At 68.2% G+C, this 23,048-nt stretch carries 22 protein-coding genes; 10 read left to right on the plus strand and 12 right to left on the minus strand.

The genetic code is table 11. The features are described 5' to 3' along the window. Positions 1 to 4 precede the first annotated feature (4 nt). A complete protein-coding gene (locus HBE64_RS19055) occupies positions 5 to 979 on the minus strand; it encodes an NmrA family NAD(P)-binding protein (RefSeq protein WP_243841381.1) in 975 nt (324 codons plus the stop codon). On the opposite strand from HBE64_RS19055, the gene HBE64_RS19060 reads away from it, so the two are divergent. Continuing rightward, positions 959 to 1,864: an AraC family transcriptional regulator gene (locus tag HBE64_RS19060; RefSeq protein ID WP_167105659.1), complete on the plus strand. Its 906-nt coding sequence runs from the start codon at positions 959 to 961 to the stop codon at positions 1,862 to 1,864. The two genes, HBE64_RS19055 and HBE64_RS19060, sit on opposite strands and share 21 nt — an antisense overlap. Before the next feature lie 192 nt (positions 1,865 to 2,056). Here the strand turns inward: HBE64_RS19060 and HBE64_RS19065 are convergent, their stop codons facing one another. Continuing rightward, the gene (locus HBE64_RS19065) at positions 2,057 to 2,926 is read right to left on the minus strand and encodes a MaoC/PaaZ C-terminal domain-containing protein (RefSeq protein WP_167105662.1); all 870 of its coding nucleotides are present in this window, start codon (positions 2,924 to 2,926) and stop codon (positions 2,057 to 2,059) included. 93 nt (positions 2,927 to 3,019) lie between these two features. On the opposite strand from HBE64_RS19065, the gene HBE64_RS19070 reads away from it, so the two are divergent. The 4 genes from HBE64_RS19070 to HBE64_RS19085 all read left to right on the plus strand — a co-directional run bounded on the left by HBE64_RS19070 (position 3,020) and on the right by HBE64_RS19085 (position 7,112). Continuing rightward, the gene (locus HBE64_RS19070; RefSeq protein WP_167105665.1) at positions 3,020 to 3,727 is read left to right on the plus strand and encodes a histidine phosphatase family protein; all 708 of its coding nucleotides are present in this window, start codon (positions 3,020 to 3,022) and stop codon (positions 3,725 to 3,727) included. A gap of 8 nt (positions 3,728 to 3,735) precedes the next feature. Further along, complete coding sequence (locus HBE64_RS19075) at positions 3,736 to 4,230, plus strand: acyl-CoA thioesterase (RefSeq protein WP_167105668.1); 495 nt, start codon at positions 3,736 to 3,738, stop codon at positions 4,228 to 4,230. Continuing rightward, on the plus strand, positions 4,170 to 5,978 hold the full coding sequence (locus HBE64_RS19080; protein ID WP_167105671.1) for an SDR family oxidoreductase: 1,809 nt from the start codon (positions 4,170 to 4,172) through the stop codon (positions 5,976 to 5,978). The genes HBE64_RS19075 and HBE64_RS19080 overlap by 61 nt, the downstream gene beginning before the upstream one ends. 132 nt (positions 5,979 to 6,110) lie before the next feature. Continuing rightward, a complete protein-coding gene (locus HBE64_RS19085; protein WP_243841689.1) occupies positions 6,111 to 7,112 on the plus strand; it encodes a nucleoside hydrolase in 1,002 nt (333 codons plus the stop codon). On the opposite strand, the gene HBE64_RS19090 is transcribed toward HBE64_RS19085, so the two are convergent. Both HBE64_RS19090 and HBE64_RS19095 read right to left on the minus strand, forming a co-directional pair. Beyond that, a complete protein-coding gene (locus HBE64_RS19090; protein WP_167109430.1) occupies positions 7,103 to 8,653 on the minus strand; it encodes a DNA polymerase Y family protein in 1,551 nt (516 codons plus the stop codon). The two genes, HBE64_RS19085 and HBE64_RS19090, sit on opposite strands and share 10 nt — an antisense overlap. A gap of 31 nt (positions 8,654 to 8,684) precedes the next feature. Continuing rightward, on the minus strand, positions 8,685 to 9,371 hold the full coding sequence (locus HBE64_RS19095) for a hypothetical protein (RefSeq protein WP_167105674.1): 687 nt from the start codon (positions 9,369 to 9,371) through the stop codon (positions 8,685 to 8,687). A gap of 154 nt (positions 9,372 to 9,525) precedes the next feature. Between HBE64_RS19095 and HBE64_RS19100 the strand changes: the two genes are divergently transcribed. Further along, entirely contained in the window at positions 9,526 to 10,410 is an 885-nt protein-coding gene (locus HBE64_RS19100) for a fructose bisphosphate aldolase (protein WP_167105677.1), read from the plus strand. 7 nt (positions 10,411 to 10,417) lie between these two features. Here the strand turns inward: HBE64_RS19100 and guaA are convergent, their stop codons facing one another. Continuing rightward, positions 10,418 to 11,986, minus strand: a complete 1,569-nt coding sequence (guaA, locus tag HBE64_RS19105; protein ID WP_167105680.1) for a glutamine-hydrolyzing GMP synthase — start codon at positions 11,984 to 11,986, stop codon at positions 10,418 to 10,420. Positions 11,987 to 12,049: 63 nt separating this feature from the next. Between guaA and HBE64_RS19110 the strand changes: the two genes are divergently transcribed. After that, on the plus strand, positions 12,050 to 13,042 hold the full coding sequence (locus HBE64_RS19110; protein WP_167105683.1) for an alpha/beta hydrolase: 993 nt from the start codon (positions 12,050 to 12,052) through the stop codon (positions 13,040 to 13,042). Here HBE64_RS19110 and HBE64_RS19115 read toward each other — a convergent pair. The 3 genes from HBE64_RS19115 to guaB form a co-directional block, all read right to left on the minus strand. Continuing rightward, on the minus strand, positions 13,026 to 14,762 hold the full coding sequence (locus tag HBE64_RS19115; RefSeq protein WP_167105686.1) for a GMC oxidoreductase: 1,737 nt from the start codon (positions 14,760 to 14,762) through the stop codon (positions 13,026 to 13,028). The two genes, HBE64_RS19110 and HBE64_RS19115, sit on opposite strands and share 17 nt — an antisense overlap. Positions 14,763 to 14,826: 64 nt before the next feature. Continuing rightward, the gene (locus HBE64_RS19120) at positions 14,827 to 15,963 is read right to left on the minus strand and encodes a GuaB3 family IMP dehydrogenase-related protein (RefSeq protein ID WP_167109434.1); all 1,137 of its coding nucleotides are present in this window, start codon (positions 15,961 to 15,963) and stop codon (positions 14,827 to 14,829) included. Positions 15,964 to 15,980: 17 nt separating this feature from the next. Beyond that, the gene (gene guaB, locus HBE64_RS19125; RefSeq protein ID WP_305792212.1) at positions 15,981 to 17,558 is read right to left on the minus strand and encodes an IMP dehydrogenase; all 1,578 of its coding nucleotides are present in this window, start codon (positions 17,556 to 17,558) and stop codon (positions 15,981 to 15,983) included. Between the two features lie 100 nt (positions 17,559 to 17,658). On the opposite strand from guaB, the gene HBE64_RS19130 reads away from it, so the two are divergent. After that, positions 17,659 to 18,063, plus strand: a complete 405-nt coding sequence (locus tag HBE64_RS19130) for a DUF5319 domain-containing protein (RefSeq protein WP_167105688.1) — start codon at positions 17,659 to 17,661, stop codon at positions 18,061 to 18,063. Positions 18,064 to 18,069: 6 nt separating this feature from the next. Here HBE64_RS19130 and HBE64_RS19135 read toward each other — a convergent pair whose 3' ends face one another. The 3 genes from HBE64_RS19135 to HBE64_RS19145 form a co-directional block, all read right to left on the minus strand. Next, on the minus strand, positions 18,070 to 19,410 hold the full coding sequence (locus HBE64_RS19135) for an anti-sigma-D factor RsdA (RefSeq protein ID WP_167105691.1): 1,341 nt from the start codon (positions 19,408 to 19,410) through the stop codon (positions 18,070 to 18,072). Next, positions 19,403 to 19,984, minus strand: a complete 582-nt coding sequence (locus HBE64_RS19140) for a sigma-70 family RNA polymerase sigma factor (RefSeq protein ID WP_167105694.1) — start codon at positions 19,982 to 19,984, stop codon at positions 19,403 to 19,405. Before HBE64_RS19140 ends, HBE64_RS19135 begins: the two co-directional genes overlap by 8 nt. Positions 19,985 to 20,071: 87 nt before the next feature. Beyond that, positions 20,072 to 20,887 (minus strand): hypothetical protein, encoded by an 816-nt coding sequence (locus HBE64_RS19145; protein ID WP_167105697.1) that lies wholly within the window; start codon positions 20,885 to 20,887, stop codon positions 20,072 to 20,074. Positions 20,888 to 21,252: 365 nt separating this feature from the next. On the opposite strand from HBE64_RS19145, the gene HBE64_RS19150 reads away from it, so the two are divergent. Then, complete coding sequence (locus HBE64_RS19150; RefSeq protein ID WP_163807102.1) at positions 21,253 to 21,543, plus strand: WhiB family transcriptional regulator; 291 nt, start codon at positions 21,253 to 21,255, stop codon at positions 21,541 to 21,543. Between the two features lie 53 nt (positions 21,544 to 21,596). Here the strand turns inward: HBE64_RS19150 and HBE64_RS19155 are convergent, their stop codons facing one another. Beyond that, the gene (locus tag HBE64_RS19155) at positions 21,597 to 22,487 is read right to left on the minus strand and encodes an SDR family NAD(P)-dependent oxidoreductase (protein WP_167105700.1); all 891 of its coding nucleotides are present in this window, start codon (positions 22,485 to 22,487) and stop codon (positions 21,597 to 21,599) included. A gap of 116 nt (positions 22,488 to 22,603) precedes the next feature. Between HBE64_RS19155 and HBE64_RS19160 the strand changes: the two genes are divergently transcribed. Further along, entirely contained in the window at positions 22,604 to 23,047 is a 444-nt protein-coding gene (locus tag HBE64_RS19160; protein WP_167105703.1) for a nuclear transport factor 2 family protein, read from the plus strand. Position 23,048 lies beyond the last annotated feature (1 nt).

Genomic DNA, 23,048 nt, shown 5'->3' on the forward strand with positions numbered 1-23,048 from the left:
GTCATTACCTTCCTTGTCCGGTTGCGGCGATGCTGTGTCCACGCATCCACGTCCACGCATCCGCCGCTTGCGCGGCGAAGGTGGTGAAGCTGATCGGTGGTCGACCGGTCACGGTACGGACATCATCGTTGGGTTGTGACCCGTTGCCGCTGGCGATGGTGGAGGTCAGCAAGCGCAGCATGACCGTGTAGTCGTGTGGCACGCCGGCGGCGAGCATCGCCTCGATCCAGGCGTTCTGATCGATGGCGGAGTAGGTGATCGCGCGACCGGCGGCCACGGACATGATCTCGGCGGCCTGGGTCATCGTCAACGCTTCAGGGCCGGTCGGGGCATACGTCGCCCCTGCGTGTGTGGTGGGATCGGCCAATGTGGCCGCGGCCACGGCAGCGATGTCGTCGACATCGACGAAAGCTTCGGCGCCGTCGCCGTTGGGTGCGACGATCGTGTTGTTGGCCGGCGCCAGGAAGCCCTCACTGAAGTTCTGCATGAACCACGCGGGCCGGATGATCGAATGAGTCAGCGCCGATCGTTCCAACAAATCCAGTTCGACCGCGCGCAGTGCAAGCTCGGGTGCAGCGTCTTGCACGCCGTACGCGCTGAGATAAGTGATGTGCCTGACCCCCGCGTGCTCGGCCTGGTCGAGGAATTCCGAGACAATTCCCTGATAATCCATCCGCATCACCGGTGGGACAAGGTAGACGGCTCCGGCGCCGTCGAGTGCCAGGCGATAGGTCGTGGGGTCGTCCCAGTCGAACCGGACCTGACGGCCGCAGCGTGACGCCGTGCGAACTGTCACCCCTTGGCGGGCCAGTCTGGCAGCCACCCGCGATCCGGTCTTACCGGTAGCACCGAGGACCAGCACGGGTTTGTTGACGTTGTTCATAACCCAATACTCGGTACACCAGATGAGCGTTTCAATGATCTTGACACTCAATAAATTGTGCCAAACACTCAACGTGTGGATTTGTTGCAGGAGCATCTGGTGCGTGCTCGCGCTTCTGGCGGCGTCTTCGCGCGCTCTACGGCGGTACCTCCGTGGGGATTGCGGCTACCCGGCACGATCCAGCTGGCCGTCCACGCCGTCGTTCAGGGCAGCGCGTGGCTGTGGCTCGACGGCATCGGCAACCCAATTGAACTGCGCCCCGGCGATCTGGCATTGGTGCGCGGCGGCCCGGATCATTTCATCGGCGACCAGCCCGGGGCGACGTGCGTGACGCACGAAGAGTTCCAGTCGCTGCCCGATGCGGAGGAAGCCGACTCACAGGGCGGCGCCTCGGTGTTTCTGTGCGGCGCTTACCGTTTCGCCGGTGACATTGGACAAGGATTGGTCGACGCACTTCCTCCGATGCTCCCGCTGCCGGCGACCGTTGACGATCCGATTCACGCCGTCGTTACACTGCTGTCCCGAGAAATGTTGCACGCGCAGCCCGGCCGCCAAACAGTGCTCGACAGGCTGCTCGACGTGCTCGTCGTGTTCGGGCTTCGCTCTGGACTGACACGCAGCTCAAATCCGCCAGCGTGGTTCCATGCAGCTTCAGATCCGCGCTTGGCACCGGCCCTGCACGCTATCCACGGCCAGCCCGAAAAGCCGTGGACTGTAGACGAACTCGCCGCGATCGCGCACATGTCCAGGGCTACTTTCGCCCGCGCATTTCAGCAGGTGCTCGGACAATCACCCATGCGCTACCTCACCGACTGGCGCATGGCTCTAGCTCGCGACCTGCTTCTCGCCTCCGACGCAACCCTTGGACAGATCGCCGCCCAGATTGGCTACAGCTCGGTCTACGCGTTCACCACCGCGTTCCATCGCCACCACGGCCAGCCGCCCCGACGTTGGCAACTCGCGACCATCAGCCACCCATGAGCCAACTGTGACCAACCTGCTGACCGAGTGCGCCTGATACGTAAGGAATTCTGTCTAGAAGGCAAAGTGAGGTGCCGTCGGCAACTCCGAATCGACGACGGAATGTGCTCATAGGACAGAGTCAACCGCGTGCATGGGGCCCGGCCCGCAACCCCCAACTCAACGCCGACGATCACCCATGCCGCCTGACGGTCAGTTCGTGTACTCGGCGACGCCGTCGTCGAGTACCACCCGGGCGCCCGCGCCGTCGGGTCCGGCCGCCTCGGTGCGATAGATGGCCTTGCCCGCCTCGGTTCGCCAGATCGACGTCGTCAGCGTCTCGCCGGGGAACACCGGAGCGGAGAACCGCGCGGCGACCGCCGTCAGCTTCGAGGCGTCGTTGCCGGCCAGCTCGGCCAGCAGCGCGCGCCCGGCGAAACCGTAGGTGCACAACCCGTGCAGGATCGGCGTCGGGAAGCCGGCCATCTCACGGGCGAACCACGGATCGCTGTGCAGCGGGTTGCGGTCACCGGAGAGCCGGTAGATCAACGCCTGATCGGCCCGGGTCGGTGCGACGACACGGGCATCCGGCTCGCGGTCGGGGAACTCCGGGGCGGCCGGCCGCTGACCGGGCTGCCCGCCGAATCCTCCGGCGCCTCGGATGACGGCCGTCGACAACGTCTCGGCGACCAGTTCACCGGTGGCCGGGTCGGTTCCGATCCCACGCATCATCACGATGCCGTTCTTGCCCTCACCCTTGTCCTGGATGTCGGCGACCTCGGATACCACCGACAGCGACCCGGAAGCGGGCAGCGGCTTATGCAGCCGGATCTCCTGGGAGCCGTGCAGCAGCAGGCCGAAGTTGAACGACCCCACTTTGCCGACCGCGGCGAAGCCCGTACAGCAGATCACCGCGAATGTGGGCAGCACCTGCTGGGCGATGTCGTGGCTGTTCTCGGTGGTGTACGCCAGATCGTCGACGCCGGCGCCCACGCCCAATGCGTAGAGCAGCGTGTCGCGTTCGGTCCACTCGTAGAGCTGTGGTTCGGTCCGGGCTCCGATTGCCGTGGGATCAAGTGCCATTGCGCCGCTCCTGGGGTCTTTAGATAGTCGACTCAATAGTCGCACTCCCGAAAATCTCGCACGCCGAAGCCGGGGACAAGGCACGCTATTGGCATGCATCGTTCGCGTCTTCGGTCTCTCGTCGCGGTCCTGGCCGCACTGATGGCGGTCGCTCTCGTCGCCTCCTGCGGTTCTTCGGCACCCAAGGCGCGGTCGATCACCCTGACCTTCATCCGGCACGGGGAGTCTCAGGCCAACAAGGACGGGATCATCGACACATCGGTGCCCGGGCCGTCGCTGACGGCGACCGGCGAGCAGCAGGCCGACTCGGTGGCCAATCGGCTGAAAAGCAATGGCTACGACGGGATCTACGCCTCGGAGATGGTACGTACGCAGCAGACGGCGGCCCCGATGTCGAAAGCACTGGGCGAGCCGGTGAACGTGCTGCCCGGCCTCAACGAGATCTCGGCGGGCTGGTTCAACGGCGCCAGCATGGACAGCGCCGCCGCGACGTACCTGGTGGCGCCGATGGACTGGATGCGCGGCTTCACCAACTTCAGCATTCCGGGATCGGTCAGCGGCACCGAGTTCAACAGCAAGTTCAGCTCCGCGGTGCAGCGGATCTACGAAAGCGGCGACACCAAACCCGTCGCGTTCTCCAGCGCCGCCTCGATCATGCTGTGGACACTGCTGAACGTGCGTAACGGCAAGGACAGCCTGGCCACCGACCACCCGCTGCCCAACACCGGCCGGGTCGTGATCACCGGCAACCCCGTCGACGGGTGGACGCTGGTCGACTGGGACGGCATCACTGAGTTCTAAGCTCCGGTGTGGCCAACTTCAGCATGCCGTTGCGCGTGCGCTACGTCGAATGCGATATGCAGGGCCGAGCGTTCAACGGCCACTACCTGACCTGGGTCGACATGGCCCACACAGAGGCGCTGCGCGAGCTGGTGGGCGGCATCCAGATTCTGGTGGAACGCGGGATCGACGTGGTGGTGGCCGCCGCTGAGCTGCAGTTCCGGCGGCCGGCCGGGTTCGACGACGACCTGGTCATCGAGGTCGCCCTCGACCCACCGGGCCGGACGTCGCTGCGCAGCACCTATGTGATCCGGCGCGGCGAGGACGTGGGTGGCCGAGGCGACCATGATCCACGTCTGCGTCGATGCGACGACGTTCGAGAAGCGGCAGTGGCCGGACTGGTTCCGCAACGAGGTCGCCGCCGCGTCTTGACCGCAGCCTGCGGGCCGACCACGATGTCCCCATGCGCTATGTCGTTACCGGCGGTACCGGGTTTCTTGGCCGCCGGGTCGCGGCCCGACTGACGGCCCTCGACGACGCCGACGACGGGCCGGTCGAGCACGTCGTCAACTGCGCACCCGGGTCCACCGAAGAGGCCGTCGCGCTGGCTCGATCCACCGGCGCCCGGCTGCACCACGTGTCGTCGATCGCGGTCGCCGGTGATTACCGTGGCGAGTTCACCGAGGACGACTTCGACGTCGGCCAGCAGTTGCCCGGCGCCCAGCACCGCGCCGCGTTCGCCGCCGAACATCTGGTCCGCATGTCCGGGGTCGGGTTCCGGATCTACCGGACCGGCGTCGTCGTCGGCGACTCACACAGCGGAGAGTCCGACCGGATCGTCGGGCCGCTGCACTTGTTTCCGCTACTGGCCCGGCTGTCCGCGCTGCCGGCGATCACGCCGATCCTGCTGCCCGACATCGGCCGCGCCAACGTAGTGCCGGTGGACTTCGTCTGCGACGCCCTGGTCGAACTGATGCACGCTGACGGCTACGACGGTCAGACGTTCCACCTCACCGCCGACGATACGGTCGGATTACGGCAGGTCTACCGCGCGGTGGCGCGCGAGGCGGGCCTCCCGCCGGTGCGCGGGTCGTTGCCGGCAGCTATCGGCGGGCCTGTGCTACATGCACGCGGCCGGGCAAAAGTGTTGCGGGACATGGCCGCAACGCAGCTCGGCGTCCCAACGGGAGCGCTGGATTCCGCCGATACGCCGACGACGTTCACCGCTGATCTGACGCGGGAAGCATTGGCGTCCAGTGGTATTCATCCGCCCGCGTTCCGCTCGTACGGCCCGGCACTGTGGCGCTACTGGGCGGCCCACCTCGATCCGAAGCGGACCCGCACCGGCGACCCGGCCGGACCGCTGGTGGGCAGGCACGTGATCATCACCGGCGCATCCAGCGGCATCGGCCGCGCGTCGGCACTGGCGGTGGCGCAGCGCGGCGCCACGGTGTTCGCGCTGGCACGCAACGGGGCGGCGCTCGACGAACTGGTGGCCGAGATCCGCGCGGACGGCGGTCAGGCGTACAGCTTCAGCTGCGACGTCACCGACGACGAGTCGGTGGACACGACGATCGCCGAGATCCTGGGCCGCTTCGGCCACGTCGACTATCTGGTCAACAACGCCGGCCGGTCGATCCGCCGTTCGGTGAGTGCCTCGACCGACCGCATGCACGACTACGAGCGGGTGATGGCGGTCAACTACTTCGGCGCGGTGCGGATGGTGCTCGCACTGCTGCCGCACTGGCGCGTGCGGCGTTTCGGGCATGTGGTCAACGTGTCCAGCGCCGGGGTGCAGGCACGCAACCCGAAGTACAGCTCCTACCTGCCGAGCAAGGCCGCACTCGATGCGTTCGCCGATGTGGTGGCCACCGAAACCCTTTCGGACAACATCACATTCACGACGATCCACATGCCGCTGGTGAAGACACCGATGATCGCGCCGTCGGGATGGCGCAATCCGGTGCCGCCGATCAGCGCCGAGCACGCCGCCGCGATGGTGGTGCGCGCCCTGGTCGACAAGCCGGTCCGCATTGACACCCCGCTGGGCACACTGGCCGATGTCGGCCAGTACTTCACCCCCAAGCTGGCCCGGCGGGCCCTGCATCAGCTCTACCTCGGCTATCCGGACTCCCCTGCCGCCCGCGGTGAAGCTCCCGCCCCACCGCCGGCACGACCGGCCCGCGACCGGCCGCGCCGTCGGGTCGTGCGGTTGCGCACACCACGGCCGGTGAAACGGGCGGTGCGGCTGGTTCCGGGCGTGCACTGGTGAGGTGCCGTCCGAGAAGCAGCCTGAGCGCGTAGCGCCGACCCGGCCGGTATCGTTACCGCGGTGACGACGGGGAACGACCAGGTGGCAGGGCTGCCCGTCTTCGCCGATGTGGACACCGGCGTCGACGATGCGATGGCCCTGGTCTACCTACTCGCCAGTGCCGACGCCGATCTGGTGGGCATCGCCTCCACGGGCGGCAACGTCGACGTCGACCAGGTGTGCCGCAACAACCTCGGACTGCTGGAACTGTGCGAGGCCGGCGACATCCCGGTCTCGCGGGGCGCCGAGCAGCCGCTGGCTGACACGATGCGCACCGCCGAGGACACCCACGGTCCAGCAGGCCTCGGCTATGCCGAGCTCCCCGCTCACCGCCGCGAACTGACGTCCTACGACTCCGCCGAGGCGTGGGTGCGGGCCGCACACGCCTACCCCGGAGAGCTGATCGGTCTGGTGACCGGCCCGCTGACCAACCTCGCCCTGGCCGTGCGGGCCGACCCGCAGCTGCCGTCGCTGCTGCGCCGTCTGGTGATCATGGGCGGGTCCTTCGACTACCGCGGCAACACCACCCCGGTGGCCGAGTGGAACATCAGCGTCGACCCGGAGGCCGCCGCCGAGGTGTTCGCTGCCTGGGGGCGGGCTGTGGAGTCGAATGCGATTGAACCGCATCAACTTCCGATCGTGTGCGGGCTGAATTTGACCGAGAACATCGCGCTGACGCCGGCGATCCTGAGCCGCCTGGCCGCTGCGGCGGAGTCGGCGACGGTGGCGATGAGTGTGCTCGATGCCAGGGGAACCCGGTCGGTGGCCGACAATCCGCTGATCCGCGCGCTCGAGGACGCGATGCGGTTCTACTTCGAGTTCCACTTCGACCAGGGCGAAGGGTTCCTGGCTCACCTGCACGACCCGCTGGCAGCAGCCGTCGCATTGGACCCGGGCGTCATCACCACCCGGGCGGCGACCGTCGATGTAGAACTGACCGGGACGCTGACCCGGGCCATGACGATCGCGGACTGGAGCCGCCGCTGGGGACGGGAACCCAACGCGCACATCGGTGTCGGCGTGGACCCGGCGGCCTTCTTCGACCGGTTCATCGAACGAGTGGGGCCGTTCGCCCGGGCGCTGGGTCATTCGTAAACCCCTTCCAGGTACCACCGGCGCTGCCGATAACACAGCAGCAGCGCGGTTCCCGACTCCTCCCCGGCCTGCCCACCCACCAGCACCTGGGCTCGTGCCGTGTGTCCGGTATGGGATTGTCCGGCCTGGTCCCACCATCGTTCGTCCACCGGCCACGGGCCGGCCCACCACCTGAGCTCGCCGCGGTACTGGCCGTCGAGATGTGTCGGCTCGGCGGTGAACATTCCCCGGGCGGTCACCTTGACCGGATTGCCCTGCGCATCAAGAAGTTCCACCGGATCATCGAGCAGAACCGTAGGAGCCGGCTCCGGGAGCCGGCCCGGCCACGGCCGGTCCGGGTCGGCCCTGGGCACCTGTTCGTCACCCAGCGGGGTCAGGGTGATCCGCTCGGCCGGGCCCCGGCCGCCGGACAGCATCGGCAGCTGCACCGCCTCCTGGCCCAGCAGCCCCTGTACCCGGACCAGTGCGCGGCGGGCCCGCAACCGGTCCTCCTCCCCCACCCCACCCCACAGCGGCAGCTGAAGTGCTTCTGCGGAAACAACTTCCACCGGCTGCAGCCGCAACAGCGTCACCGGCGCACGCGGTCGGTCCTGTGGTTTGCGTTGATTGAGCCAGCCGTCGAGCTGCCAGCGCACCCGGTCGGCGGTGGCGTCCTCGGTCAGCGGTTCAGCACACCGCCACACCCGGGTCAGTTCACCGCCGTCGGCGGTGACGGCGTGGATGGCCAGCCGGGTGCACCCGACACCGGCGGACTCCAGGCTGCGGTGCAGCGCCGCTGCCAGCGTCCGGCCGGCGAAGGCGGCGGCGTCGACCCGCTCGATGGGCGGATCGCAGTCGAGCACGGCGTCGAGTTCGGCAGGCACCTCCCGGCCCGAAGGTCCGCGCACCGGCTCCCCGCGCGCCAATCGGTGCGCGGCCACCGCGTCGGCGCCGAACCGGGAGGCCACATCGCTGCGGGACAATCCGGCGAACTGGCCGAAACTGCGAATACCCATCCGCCACAACAGGTCAGCCAGGTCGTCGCGGCCGGGGCCGGACAGGCTCGGCTCGGCGGCGAGCTGCCGGATGGACAGCGCCGAGAGGAACTCCGCGTCCCCGCCCGGTTCGATCATCCGACCGGCCTTGGCGGCGAACACCGCGGTCGCCAACTGGTCGGCGATCCCCACCTGGCATTCGACACCTGCGGCGGCGACAGCGTCGACCAGCCGTTCGGCGGCGTCCTGCTCGGAGCCGAAATACCGGGCCGCACCGCGGACAGCCAACACCAGCAGGCCGGGCCGCAGCACCTCGGCGCGGGGCACCACCTCGTCGACCGCGGCCGTCACCCCTTCGAAGAACCGCGCGTCACGCGCCGGGTCGGCGGCGACCACATGCAACTGCGGGCAGCGGGCCTGCGACTCGCGCCGCCGCAGTCCGCGGCGCACCCCGGCCGCACGGGCCGCCGACGAGCAGGCGATCACCCGGTTGGCCAGGGTGACCGCTACCGGCGCGGTGGCCTCCAGCCCCGCCGCCACCGCCGCAGCGACCGCGGGCCAATCCATGCACCAGATCGCCAGGACCCGGGCGGTCACGTCAGCCGGTCCTCGACCGGATGGAGCGCCCGCTGGCCCGGACCGACAACCGCACCCGGCTGATCCGCCCGCAGCCGGGCACCGGGACACCACTGCGCCCGGCGGTCATCTCATAGCCACGCACCCGCGCGTCGAGCCGGATCGAGGCGCCGTGCCACTCTCCCCGCACGACCACCAGGGTGCAGCCCTTCTGCCGGGCCCGCGCCACCACGGCCCGCGCCCGGGTGGCGGTGACCGTACGACCGGCCAGGCCGAGCACCACCAGGTCCATGCCGTCCATCAACACCGCGGCCACCTCGACAGGGTCGGTGCCCGGATCGGGGATCACCGCGATCCGGCTCAGGTCCGCACCCATCTCCGCGGCGGCGAGCAAGCCGAAATCCGGCACCCCGACCACGGCGACATGGCCACCGCCGGCGGTCACCGAAGCGGCCATGCTCACCGGCAGCGACCTAGCCCCCGAGACCACTGCCACCGCACCGCGCGGCAACCCCCCGGGAAGCAGTGCAGCCAGCGATTCAGGGATCGGTAGCAAACATTCCGACGTCGGGAGCACCTCATCGGCACGCTCGGCGACCTGGCGGGTGACACCTACCTTGCCGGATACCGCAGCCATCTGCTTGCGGAGCTGTTGTAGCTGCTCAGCACGGTTAAATCGGTGTTCTTCCCGGGCAAGCGCCGCCGTCATCGCCCACCTCCAGCTGCGATCGAGAACCACTATGTTCGAAAATATGTTCGATACTGTGAGTAAACACCCGGCCACCGACAGCGTCAAGCGCTCGGGAGTCCCCACATCGACTGATTCGACGCACCGACCCGAGGTTCGCAGGCACGATGAAACGATGAACACCGAGCAGGCCGACAAGATCGCCCACGGTAACGGCTTCGTCGCCGCACTGGACCAGAGCGGCGGCAGCACCCCGAAGGCACTGAAGCTCTACGGCATCGCCGAAGACGCCTACTCCGGGGACGAGCAGATGTTCGATCTGGTCCACCAGATGCGCACCCGGATCATCACCAGCCCAAGCTTCGGCGGTGACCGCATCGTGGCCGCGATCCTGTTCGAAGACACCATGGACCGCGACATCGAGGGCCGCGCCAGCGCCGACTACCTGTGGAACGTCAAGAACGTCGTGCCGATCCTGAAGGTCGACAAGGGCCTGGCCGCCGAGGCGGACGGCGCGCAGGTGATGAAGCCGATCGGCGGCCTCGACGACCTGCTGGCGCGCGCGGTGGGCAAGGGCATCTTCGGCACCAAGATGCGGTCGGTCATCAAGCTTCCCGGCGGTGGGCTCGACGCGGTGGTCGAGCAGCAGTTCGAGGTGGCCGACCAGATCCTGGCCGCCGGCCTGGTGCCCATCATCGAACCCGAGGTCGACATCCACTCCCCCGGCAAGGCTGCCGCCGAGGACCAGCTCAAGACCGCGATCCTGCGCCACCTCGGCGCGCTCGCCGACGGTCGACAGGTGATGCTGAAACTGACCTTGCCCGACACCGACGACCTCTACCGCGACCTGGTCGATCACCCGAAGGTGATGCGGGTGCTCGCACTGTCGGGCGGCTACACCCGTGCTGAAGCCTGCGAGCGGTTGTCCCGCAACCACGGTGTGATCGCCAGTTTCTCCCGCGCCCTCACCGAGGGGCTGACCGCCCAGCAGAGCGACGCCGAGTTCGACAAGACCCTGGATGCGGCGATCGCCGAAATCGCCGCTGCCTCAGGGACTTAACCGAAAATCACTCCCACTCGATGGTGCCGGGCGGCTTGCTCGTGACGTCGAGCACCACCCGGTTCACCTCGGGGACCTCATTGGTGATGCGGGTGGAGATACGCTCGAGCACCTCATAGGGCACCCGGGTCCAGTCCGCGGTCATCGCATCCTCACTGGAGACCGGCCGCAGCACGATCGGATGGCCGTAGGTGCGCCCGTCACCCTGGACACCGACCGAACGCACGTCGGCCAGCAACACCACCGGGCACTGCCAGATCTGGCCGTCCAGCCCGGCCGACGTGAGCTCCTCGCGGGCGATCAAATCCGCGCGCCGCAGCGTGTCCAGACGTCCCGCCGTCACCTCACCGACGATCCGGATACCGAGACCGGGACCCGGGAAGGGTTGGCGGGCAACGATTTCCTCCGGTAGGCCGAGCTCTCGGCCGACCGCGCGGACCTCGTCTTTGAACAGCAGCCGCAACGGCTCGACGAGTTTGAACTTCAGGTCGGCAGGCAGGCCGCCGACGTTGTGGTGGCTCTTGATGTTCGCCGTGCCGGTGCCGCCGCCGGACTCGACGACGTCGGGGTACAGCGTGCCCTGCACCAGGAAGTCAACGGGGTGGCCGTCGGAGTCGCCCTCGGCAAGCAGGTCGCGCACCGCACCCTCGAAGGCGCGGATGAACTCACGGCCGATGATCTTGCGTTTGCCCTCCGGGTCGTGCACACCCGAAAGTGCTTCCAGGAAGCGCTCTTCGGCGTCCACCGTGACCAGCCTGGCGCCGGTCGCGGCGACGAAGTCGCGCTGCACCTGGGCGCGTTCACCGGCGCGCAGCAGGCCGTGGTCGACGAACACACAGGTCAGTCGGTCGCCGATGGCCCGCTGCACCAGCGCGGCGGCCACCGCGGAGTCCACCCCGCCGGACAACCCGCAGATCGCTTTGCCGTCACCGATCTGCTCGCGGATCTGCTCGATGAGCGTCTCGGCGATGTTGGCCGGCGTCCACACCGCGCCGATACCGGCGAAGTCGTGCAGGAACCGGCTGAGCACCTGCTGGCCGTGCGGGCTGTGCATGACCTCGGGGTGGTACTGCACACCGGCCAGTCGCCGGGCGCGGTCCTCGAAGGCCGCGACGGGCGCGCCGGCGCTGACCGCGACCACCTCGAAGCCCTCAGGTGCGGAGGTCACCGCGTCGCCGTGACTCATCCACACCGGCTGCTTGCCGGGCAGGCCCGAATGTAGTTCCCCGCCAACGACTTCCATCTCAGTGCGGCCGTACTCGCTGGTACCGGTGTGGGCGACGGTGCCGCCCAGCGCCTGGGCCATGGCCTGGAAGCCGTAACAGATGCCGAACACCGGCACCTCGAGGTCGAACACGGCGGGATCGAGTTGCGGTGCGCCCTCGGCGTACACGCTGGCCGGTCCACCGGACAGCACGATCGCCTGCGGGTCCCTGGCCTTGATCTCCTCGACGGTCGTGGTGTGCGGGATGACCTCGGAGAACACCCGGGCCTCGCGGACGCGGCGGGCGATCAGCTGGGCGTACTGGGCACCGAAGTCGACCACCAGCACAGGGCGGGGAGATTCAGCTGTCACCGGCTCAGTCTAGTGGCGAGGTTCGTGCTCAGCCCTCCGGTCGGCCGAAGGTAGCCTTCGGCCATGAAGAAGGTGCTGGCCGGACTGGCTGTCGGCGCAATCGCAGTGGCGGCACGCAGGTACTGGGCCACCAGAGACGCGCTGGCCGCGGTCCCCGCGGACTTGCGCAATCCGCTGCTGCCGCTGTTGACGATGGATGTCACCGCCCGCGGGTTGCCCCTGAGCAGGCGTCTCTACGGATTCAGCACCCGGCCGGGGCCCGGGGTCACCACGACGGAACGCCTGATCGACGGGCGGGTGCCCGCGTTGGTGTTCACGCCTAGCGCACCGGGCCAGCGCAAGCCGGGGATCCTCTACATCCACGGTGGCGGCATGATCATCGGCTCGCCCAAGACCGAGGCCATGGGTAGCGGGCACCTCGTCCGCGAACTGGATGCCGTCGCCGTCTCGCCGGACTACCGCCTGGCCCCCGAGCACCCGTTCCCGGCTGCGCTCGACGACTGTATGGCCGCACTGAACTGGATGCGCGACAACGCCGACGAACTCGGCATCGACCCGGACCGCATTGCCGTCGCCGGATCGAGTGCCGGTGGTGGTCTGTCGGCCGCGGTCGCCCAGCGGGCGTACGACGAGGGCATCGTCCTGCGTGCCCAGGTGCTCGTCTACCCGATGCTCGACGACCGCACCGTCCTGCGCGACAACGGCGGACGCGGCCGATTCCTCTGGACACCGGAGTCCAACCGGTTCGGCTGGACCGCTTATCTGGGTCGGCCGCCGCGGATGTCCGACGCACCGGCGTACGCCGCACCGGCCCGCCGCGAGGACCTGTCGGGTCTGGCCCCGGCCTGGGTGGGTATCGGCGATCTCGACCTGTTCTACGACGAATCAGTCGATTACGCGCAGCGTTTGACGGCCGCCGGTGTCGCATGTGAACTCGTCGCCGTTCCCGGCATGTACCACGGCGCGGACGGCCTGGCAGCAAAACACCCGGCTATGAAGGACTTTCGCCGCGGTGTCGTCGAGCACCTGCGGGCATATCTCAGCCCGCAGAGTTGACCGGTGTGATCGGCAGATGACGCAGCCCGCCCGGTGCGTCGACGGGGACGACCGGGTTCTTCGGCGCGATCGGCTCCAGCCGCCGGTATGACTGCCCCTGCGTGGGCCGCAGGTCGTCCTCACCTGAGTTGGGCCACAACGACGTCGCGCGTTCAGCCTGTGCGGTGATCGACAGTGACGGGTTGACGCCGAGGTTGGCCGAGATGGCCGCACCGTCCATCACATGCAGGGTGGGATAGCCGTACACCCGCTGATAGGGGTCGATGACGCCGCGGTCGGGGCTCTCGCCGATCGCCGCACCGCCGAGGAAGTGCGCGGTGAGCGGGATGTTGAACAGCTCTCCCCATGTCCCGCCTGCCACACCGTCGATCTTCTCCGCGATCCGCCGGGTGACCTGGTTGCCGACCGGAATCCACGTCGGGTTCGGCTCACCGTGGCCCTGCTTGCTGGTAATCCGGCGCAGGCCCAGCACGCCGCGCTTGGTGTAGGTGGTGATCGAGTTGTCCAGGTGCTGCATCACCAGCGAGATCATGGTGCGCTCGCTCCAGCGCCGCGGGGACAGCATGCGCAGCATGGCGCGCGGGTCTTCCCCGGCATTGATGAACAGCTGCTTCCAGCGCGGCACATCGCTGCCCTGCGGGCCGGGGCCGTCGGTCATCAGGGTTTGCAGCAGACCCATCGCGTTGGAGCCCTTGCCGTAGCGGCAGGGTTCTACGTGGGTGTCGGGGCTGGGATGGATCGAGGACGTGATGGCCACGCCGTGAGTCAGATCCAGATCAGGGCGCGCCTCGAGGCGGCCGGCGCCGACGATGGATTCGGAGTTGGTGCGGGTGAGCACACCGAGCTTGTCCGACAGCTTGGGCAGCTTGCCGGTGTCGCGCATTTTGAACAGCAGGTTCTGGGTGCCCCACGTGCCGGCGGCCAGGATGAGCTGGCGGGCGGTGAACGTCCGGGCGCTCCGGCGGGCCCACCGGCCGGTGCGCACGGTGCGGATCTCCCAGATGCCGTCGGGGCGCTGCTCGAAGCCCGTGACCGTGGTCATCGGAAAGACCTGTGCCCCAGCCTTTTCGGCGAGTCCGAGGTAATTCTTGACCAGGGTGTTCTTGGCGCCGTGTCGGCATCCCGTCATGCATTCGCCGCACTCGATGCACCCGGTACGGGCCGGTCCGACGCCGCCGAAGTACGGGTCAGGCACGATCTTGCCGGGTGTCTTCTCGCCGTTCGGCCCGAAGAACACGCCGACCGGGGTGGGGGTGAACGTGTCGCCGACACCCATCTCGTCGGCCACTTCCTTCATGATGCGGTCGGCGTCGGTGAACGTCGGGTTCTTGACCACGCCGAGCATGCGCTGGGCCTGGTCGTAGTGCGGCATCAGCTCGCCGCGCCAGTCGGTGATGTTCTTCCACTGCGGGTCGTTGAAGAACGGGTCCGGCGGCACGTAGAGGGTGTTGGCGTAGTTCAGCGATCCGCCGCCCACGCCTGCACCTGCCAGGATCATCACATTGCGCAGCAGGTGGATGCGCTGGATGCCGTAGCAGCCCAGGCGCGGCGCCCACAGAAACTCACGCAACCTCCACGAGGTCTTGGCGAACTCATGGTCTGCGAATCGGCGGCCGGCCTCGAGCACGCCGACTGAGTAGCCCTTCTCCGTGAGCCGCAGGGCGCTGACGCTGCCGCCGAAGCCCGAACCGATGATGAGGACGTCGAAATCCGGTTCCATGCCGCAATCCTACTCACCAGTAGCATCATCAACCGCGGGTTGGCGCATCACGGCCGAGGGAACCTCAGCTGCCGACGGTCAGACCGACCTTCTGGAATTCCTTGAGATCGCAGTAGCCCGCCTTGGCCATCGACCGGCGCAGCCCGCCGACGAGATTCAGGGCGCCGAACGGATCGTCGGAGGGCCCGTTGAGCACCCGGTCCAGGGACGGCCGCTCACCCACCGCGACCTGCAACAGTGCACCACGCGGCAGCGACGGGTGGGCGGCAGCCGAGGGCCAGAACCAGCCGTCGCCCAGTGCCTCGGCCGACGCCGACAGCGGCGTTCCGAGCACCACCGCGTCAGCACCGCAGGCGATCGCCTTGGCCAGGTCACCTGAGGTGTGGATGTCGCCGTCGGCCAGGACGTGCACGTAGCGCCCGCCGGTCTCGTCGAGGTATTCGCGGCGGGCCGCGGCGGCGTCGGCGATCGCGGTAGCCATCGGCACGCTGATACCCAACACCTCGTCGCTGGTGGTCACCCCGGAGGTGGACCCGTAACCGACGATGACGCCGGCCGCGCCGGTGCGCATCAGGTGCAGCGCGGTGCGGTGGTCGAGCACACCGCCGGCGACCACGGGGATGTCGAGTTCGGAGATGAACGTCTTGAGGTTGAGGGGCTCACCGACTCCGTGATCCTGGGCGACCCTTTCAGCGGAGATGATCGTGCCCTGGATGACCAGCAGGTCGATGCCCGCGGCCACCAGCGTCGGAGTGAGGAGCTGGGCGTTCTGCGGGCTCACCCGCACCGCGGTGGTCACGCCGGCCTCGCGGATGCGGGCGACTGCTGCACCGAGCAGCTCAGGATCCAGCGGTGCGGCGTGCAGCTGCTGCAGCAGGCGGATCGACGTCGACGGCTCAGGCTCCTTCTGAGCCGCCTCGATCACCTGGGCGACCTTGGACTCGACGTCGGCGTGCCTGCCGATCAGCCCCTCGCCGTTGAGCACCCCCAGGCCGCCGAGACGCCCCAGTTCGATAGCGAACTCCGGGGAGACCAGCGCGTCGGTCGGGTGCGAGACGACCGGGATCTCGAAGCGGTAGGCGTCGAGCTGCCACGCCGTCGACACGTCCTGGGAGGAGCGGGTGCGACGCGACGGCACGATGTTGATGTCGTCGAGTTCGTATGTGCGGCGGGCGTTTCTGCCCATGCCGATTTCCACCATGTCACGCACTGCGACCCCTAGCGGGTGTAGTAGTTGGGGGCTTCAACGGTCATCTGGATGTCGTGCGGATGGCTCTCCTTGAGGCCTGCCGCGGTGATCCGGACGAACTGCGCCTGCTGCAGCGCCTCGATGGTCGCCGCGCCGGTGTAGCCCATCGCGGCGCGCAGGCCGCCGGTCAGCTGGTGGATCACGGTGGCCAGCGGGCCGCGGAACGGAACCCGCCCCTCGATGCCCTCGGGCACCAGCTTGTCCTCCGAGAGCACGTCGTCCTGGAAGTAGCGGTCCTTCGAATAGGACTTCGCGGCGCCACGGCCCTGCATGGCACCCAGTGACCCCATGCCGCGGTAGCTCTTGAACTGCTTTCCGTTGACGAAGATCAGATCGCCGGGGGCTTCGGAGGTGCCGGCCAGCAGCGAGCCGAGCATCGCCGCCGAAGCGCCCGCGGCCAGTGCCTTCGCGATGTCACCGGAGTACTGCAGGCCACCGTCGGCGATCACCGGCACACCGTGCGGCGCGCAGGCCGCGGTGGCTTCCAGCACCGCCGTGAGCTGGGGTGCCCCGACGCCGGCGACGACGCGGGTGGTGCAGATGGATCCGGGGCCCACCCCGACCTTGACGGCGTCGGCGCCGGCGGCGACCAGCGCGGCTGCCGCGCTGCGGGTCGCGACGTTGCCGCCGATGACCTCGACGCGGTCGCCGACTTCGGCCTTGACCTTGCCGACCATCTCGAGCACCAGCCGGTTGTGGGCGTGCGCGGTGTCGACCACGAGCACGTCGACGCCGGCGTCGGCCAGCGCCATGGCGCGGTCCCACGCGTCGTCGCCCACGCCGACGGCAGCACCGACCAGCAGCCGGCCGTCACTGTCCTTGGTGGCCAGCGGGTGCTGTTCGGTCTTGACGAAGTCCTTGACGGTGATCAGCCCGGTAAGCCTGCCGTGGCCGTCGACGATCGGCAGTTTCTCGATCTTGTTGCGCCGCAACAGGCCCAGTGCGGCGTCGGCACTGACACCTTCCTGAGCGGTGATCAATGGCGACTTCGTCATGACCTCGGAGACCGGCTTGTCCATGTCGACTTCGAAGCGCATATCGCGGTTGGTGATGATGCCCACCAGGGAGCCGTTCTCGTCGACGACCGGAAGGCCGGAGATGCGGAACCTGGCGCACAGCGCGTCGACCTCGGCCAAGGTGTCGTTCGGCGAGCAGGTGACCGGATCGGTGACCATCCCCGCCTCGGAGCGCTTGACCATCTCGACCTGGCCGGCCTGCTCGGTGATCGACAGATTGCGGTGCAGCACGCCCATACCGCCCTGGCGCGCCATCGCGATGGCCATCCGGGCCTCGGTGACGGTGTCCATGGCCGAGCTGACCAGCGGCACCCGCAGGCGGATCTTCTTGGTCAGCTGGCTGGAGGTGTCGGCATTGGCGGGCACCACGTCGGAGGCCGCGGGCAGCAGTAGCACGTCGTCGAACGTCAGCCCCAGCATCGCGACCTTGTGCGGATCGTCACCCCCGGTGAAGACGGGATCGTAGACAAGGCGCTCCAGACGCGCGCTGAGGCCGTCGATGCGGCCGGTGCTGCCTTCGGCAATGGACATCGGTGGGGCCCCCATCAGCTGGCGGAATGAGAGCACCATCCTATCGGCTCGGGGTGGCGTTCCCTGGCGCGATACCCGCCGCGCTGGCTAGTGTGGAGGCGTGCGCGACCACCTTCCACCAGGCCTGCCGCCAGATCCGTTCGCCGATGACCCGTGCGATCCGTCTGCGGCACTCGACGCGCTGGAACCCGGTCAGCCGCTCGATCCCCAGGAGCGCGCCGCGGTCGAGGCCGACCTGGCCGATCTCGCGGTCTATGAGGCGCTGCTCGCCCACAAGGGCGTCCGCGGCCTGGTGGTGTGCTGTGACGAATGCCAGCAGGACCACTATCACGACTGGGATATGTTGCGCGCCAACCTTCTTCAGCTTCTGGTCGACGGCACCGTCCGCCCGCACGAGCCGGCCTACGATCCCGAACCGGACGCTTACGTCACGTGGGACTACTGCCGTGGATATGCCGACGCGTCGCTGAACGAGGCGACCTCGGACTACGACGGCTTCCGCTGATCTAGATCAGCCCGCACCGCTTTGTGCGGCCCCGCCGCCGCCGAGTGCCGGGAGCAGCGGCATGGGCACCACAGTGGTGGTAATCACGATTTGCGGCTGCGTCCTGGGCGCCTGAGCAGCCGTTGACGGCGCGGTCGCGATCACGCTCGGAGCCGAGGCGATAGTGGGTGCCGGCGCCTCCGGCCCCGTGGTGGCCGCCGACTGCTGAACCAGCGCGGTCGTGGTGGTCGCAGCCGCCGGTGACTGCGCGGCCGCGGCCGCACCGGTCGTCGTCGTGGTCGGCGCGGCCGTCGTGGTCGGAGCGGCCGTCGTGGTCGCGGCAGTCGTGCTCGTCGCCGTAGTAGCCGGGGTCGTCGTGGGTGCCGACGACGTGGTCGAGGGCGCCGACGACGTGCTGGGCGCGCTAGACGTAGCGGTTGACGTGGTGGGTGCCGACGACGTGGTCGTGGTCGGCGGGACGGTTGTGGTGGGGATGCTGGTGGTCGTCGTAGGTGCGGTCTGCTGCACCTGCGAGGTCGGCTGGGTGCTCGACGGTGTCTCCGACGGGCTCGGGGCCGCACTTCCGACCGCGCCGGGATCCCCCGGCGTCGTCGAGATCGTGATCGACGGCAGCGTCGGCACGCTGGTCGGCGGCACTTCAGGCCCCTGCGACGGGGTCACGACCGCGGGCACCAGCTCCGTCGCCGACGGCGGCACCGTGAAGGTGATGCCCGGCGGCACCGTCGCCTGCGGGTCCTGCTTGACGACCTTGGCCGCCAGCTCGTTCCACTGCTCGAGCACCTGCTGCTTCTCCGGCGCGTCTGCGACCCCGGCCACCTGGTTGTTGACCTCGACCAACTTGGCCTGAGCCGCGGGCCAGTCGCCCTGGTCGACCAGCTGCTGAACCTGCTTGAGCTGCTCGGCGGCAGAGGCGAGGGCGACCTGGTCCTCGCGGACATTCGTGGGCTCGCCGAACAGCATCGTGTGCAGGCCGTAGAGCGCATCGCCAGGGCCGGCGCCGTAGACGACGGCGCCGAAGCCACCGATGGCCAGCACACCGGCTGCTGCCGCACCGACGATGCTCAGGCCACGCCTGCTTCGTCCGGTGCCGGGGCTGCGTTGCTTGCGCTTCTCCACAAGTCCGGCGTTCAGCGCCGTGACGGCGTCGCGTTCGGTGATGAGACCGGTGGCCGGCGGCCAGCGCATCTCGTCGCGCCATTCACCGAGCAGGGAGGCCAGCATGGCGTCGGCACGGTCCTGCGGGGCCACCGAGTTGCCGGTGGCCAGGGCGTCGATGAACTGGTCGCTGCGCACGATGGCGTCCAGCGACGGATCGTCGTTGCGAGAGCTACGGCCGAAGTCAGGCATAGTCGCCACCCCCGGCCGCGGTGATCTCGGACTTGAGCTTGGCCAGGGCCCGATGCTGGGCCACCCGCACTGCCCCAGGAGTGCTGCCGACGGCGTCGGCGGTCTCCTCCGCCGACAGCCCGACCACGATGCGCAGGATCAGGATCTCGCGCTGTTTCTCGGGCAGCACCTGCAGCAGCTTGTTCATCCGCTCCGAGGTGTCGGCCTGAAGAGCCATCTGCTCGGGACCCGCCTCCAGCGAGTACCGCTCCGGAACCACTTCAGTGGGTTCGGACCGGTTACGGGCCGCGGCGCGGTGAGCGTCGGCGACCTTGTGGGCAGCGATGCCGTACACGAAGGCCAGGAAGGGGCGACCCTGATCCTGGTAGCGCGGCAACGCCTGAATGGCGGCCAAGCAAACCTCCTGTGCGACGTCATCGGCTGAGAGGCCAACCCGCTCCGTGGTCCCCAGGCGAGCCCGGATGTAACGGACCACGATGGGGCGGATGGTCTCTACTACTTCCCGGAGCGCATCCCGACTACCGGCCACTGCCTCAGCAACGGCGGCGTCGAGACGTTCTCCTGGAATTGTCATCGACGGCGATATCTCCAACGTTACGAAGCGGGCGCTACCTGGCAGCCATTGAGCTAGACAATATCGGCCAAGGCTGGCGATCGGGCGTTAGCCGGCGCACCACTGCCCACCGCGCCGCGTGATAGCTGCAGCGCTGTCGTCGCGGATCGCCGAGACTTCCTGTGACGTAAGCGTTGTGCTTTCGAGATCAAGAAGCAGGCATGCCAGCGCCCACCGCAGGGGCACCAGCCCATGGGTCAGTGTGTCGTCCAGCGCCCCGTCGGCGACTACACGGGAGCGGTCCGGCAAGCCCGCACTGCACAGCGCCGCGGCGAGCACCACGTCGCTTTTGACGCGGTGCCTGCGCAGTGCCGGCGCCGCCGCGCCGGCAAGTTCGACACTGCGCTCGGCGTACGCCACGGCATCGCTCCCGCGGCCGGCGGCCATCGCCAGTTCGGCGCGTACCCACGCCAGCCGGATCGCCAGCCGCGGCGGTGGCGCGTCGGCGCGGTCGACGACGGCGGTGGCGCGCTCGAGGAGGGTCGCCGAGGCGGCGAGCCGGCCACCACCGAGCGCGTCGGCCGCCAGACCGACCAGGGCGTCGACTTCGGCTTCGGTTGTCTTCGGGGAGTCGCCCGCGGCGAGCGCCACCGCGAGCGCGCGTCCGTCCCACCCGCGGGCGAGGCGGTGTCCTCCGAGTTGCCGCAGAAACGAGGCGTGGGTGCTCAGCGCCAGCGAGGCGAGCGGACCCGCAGGTCGCAGGCGACGCAGCGCGTCCAGGTCGGCCCGGGCGCTGCTGTAGTGCCCTTGACCGCCCGCCGCGACGGCGCGCAGCCACAACTCTTCGGGCGACTGCGCGGCGGGAAGCGGCCAGCATTCCGGATCGCCGCCGAACGCTGCAGCGGTTAACGTGGTGGAAGTCATCTGGGGGCCGACGTTATCAACACGACCAACAAACCCGTCAGTTAACAGTTTGTGGTCGCAGTGTTACGCGCATGTCAACTACCTATTGAGCGCTAGGAAATCGCAAGCGGGCCATCCTGGGTAAATCACGAAAGTGTCACACCGGACCTCGGCGAGTTAGCACTTCGGCCGGTGACGGTGGGTCGCAATGATGAACGTGATGTAAATTCTCAAGCTGCAGTTATGTGATTGAGCACATGGCGGGACTATTGACTCCGTTTGCAAGCCACCCCTAATTTTGTGGGCACGAGTAGTCATCGGCGACAGGCTCGGATCGGTTCCACAACTCACGCGTTCGAAAGATGCGCGGGGAGAGGGGTTTTCCAATGCCACAGCCGCAGCAGCTACCCGGCCCGAACGCCGACATCTGGGATTGGCAGATGCAAGGCCTTTGCCGGGGCGTCGACTCTTCGATGTTCTTCCACCCCGACGGCGAGCGTGGCCGCGCACGCGCACAGCGCGAGATGCGCGCCAAAGAAATGTGCCGGCGTTGCCCGGTGATCGCCCACTGCCGTTCACACGCACTGGCAGTCGGTGAGCCCTACGGCATTTGGGGCGGCCTGAGCGAGTCCGAGCGCGAACTCTTGCTCAAGCGCGGTATCCGCCGCACCGCCTGAGCGCAGCAAACATCGCGAGAGGCCCATCCCGGTTCGGGGTGGGCCTCTTGGCGTCACACGGGAAGCGTTGTCCCCGTTTCCGTTTCGGCGAACTCCCACAGCCGCCGGGCGATGTCGTAATCACTGGCGACCGCGGAGCGTCCACTGAGGGTAGGACCGCCCTTGAGTCCGAGCCTGCTGTCGATGCCCACGTAACTGCCCGGCGGAATCGGCTCGGCGATGCAGTACAGCGTCGTCGCGGCGCCGGCGTCGATGTCGTTGCCCAGCCGGTTGGCGGCCGACTGCGCGATGGAGTGGAACACCGCCATCACTCGCTTGTCCGACAGATTCGTCAGATTGGATGCGACCCAGCCCGGATGGGTGAGATGACTGATGACGGGTGACCCGGCAGCGCGCAGTCGGCGGTCGAGTTCGAGTCCCCACAGCATGACCGCGAGCTTCGAGCGGGCATAGGCCGGGAACGACGACCACTTGCTCGACCGCAGGTGTGGGTCGGCGAAGTCGATGGTCCCCTGCTTGTGGCCGTCGGATCCGACGTTGATGATCTGTGAGCGCACCCGCCCGAAGAGCAGATTGGTCAGCGCGAACGGACCGAGGAAGTTCGTACCGAGCATGCTCTCGAAGCCGTCGACCGTCTCGCTTCGAGCCTGGGTGACGATGCCGGCGTTGTTCACCAGGATGTCGACGTCACCGTCCAGCAGGTCGGGGAAGGCCCGCACCGACGCCTGGTCGGCGAGGTCGAGTTTGACGACTTGGGTGTGACCGCCGATCTCGGCAGCGCGTTGCGCGCCCAGTTCGACATTGCGGACCGCCATCACCACTTGGGCGCCCGCCCGCACCAGGGCACGAGCCGTGCCCAGGCCGACGCCGTTGGTCGCCCCCGTCACGATGATCCGTTTTCCGCTGAGGTTGCCGAGTCGGCTGGCCGACCAGTGTGAAGTCACGCCGCGAGAATAGCTAGCGAGTGGTTGACACGGCAGCTTCCAGCTGATTACCTACGAGAAATATCGAGTAATCCTGGTCACATTGACAAACTTTACAATGAAGTGGGGCTAATAGCATGAGCGATAGCGCCCGGGAGATCGAGAACCTGATCTACACCTACGCCGAGCGACTCGACGCCGGCGATCTCGACGGAGTCGCCCAGCTGTTCACCCACGGGCGGATCACCGCCATGGAGGACGCGCCCCCCGAGGCGACCTTCGAAGGGGTGGCCGGTGTGCGCGGGATGTACGAGATGGCCACCCGCCTCTACGACGACGGCACCCCCAAGACCCGCCACTTCACGAGCAACGTTCAGATCTACGTCGACGAAGCGGCCGGCCGGGCAGACGGCAAGGCGTACTACTGCGTCACCCAGGCGACCCCGGAGTTGCCGCTGCAGATCATCGTCACCGGCCACTACCGGGACACCTTCCAGCGCCTCGACGGCACCTGGTGGTTCGACACGCGCGTCATGTTCGTCGACCAGGTCGGCGATACCAGCCACCACCTCAAGTTCTGAA

It is taken from the genome of Mycobacterium sp. DL592 (assembly GCF_011694515.1).
Lineage (GTDB): Bacteria > Actinomycetota > Actinomycetes > Mycobacteriales > Mycobacteriaceae > Mycobacterium.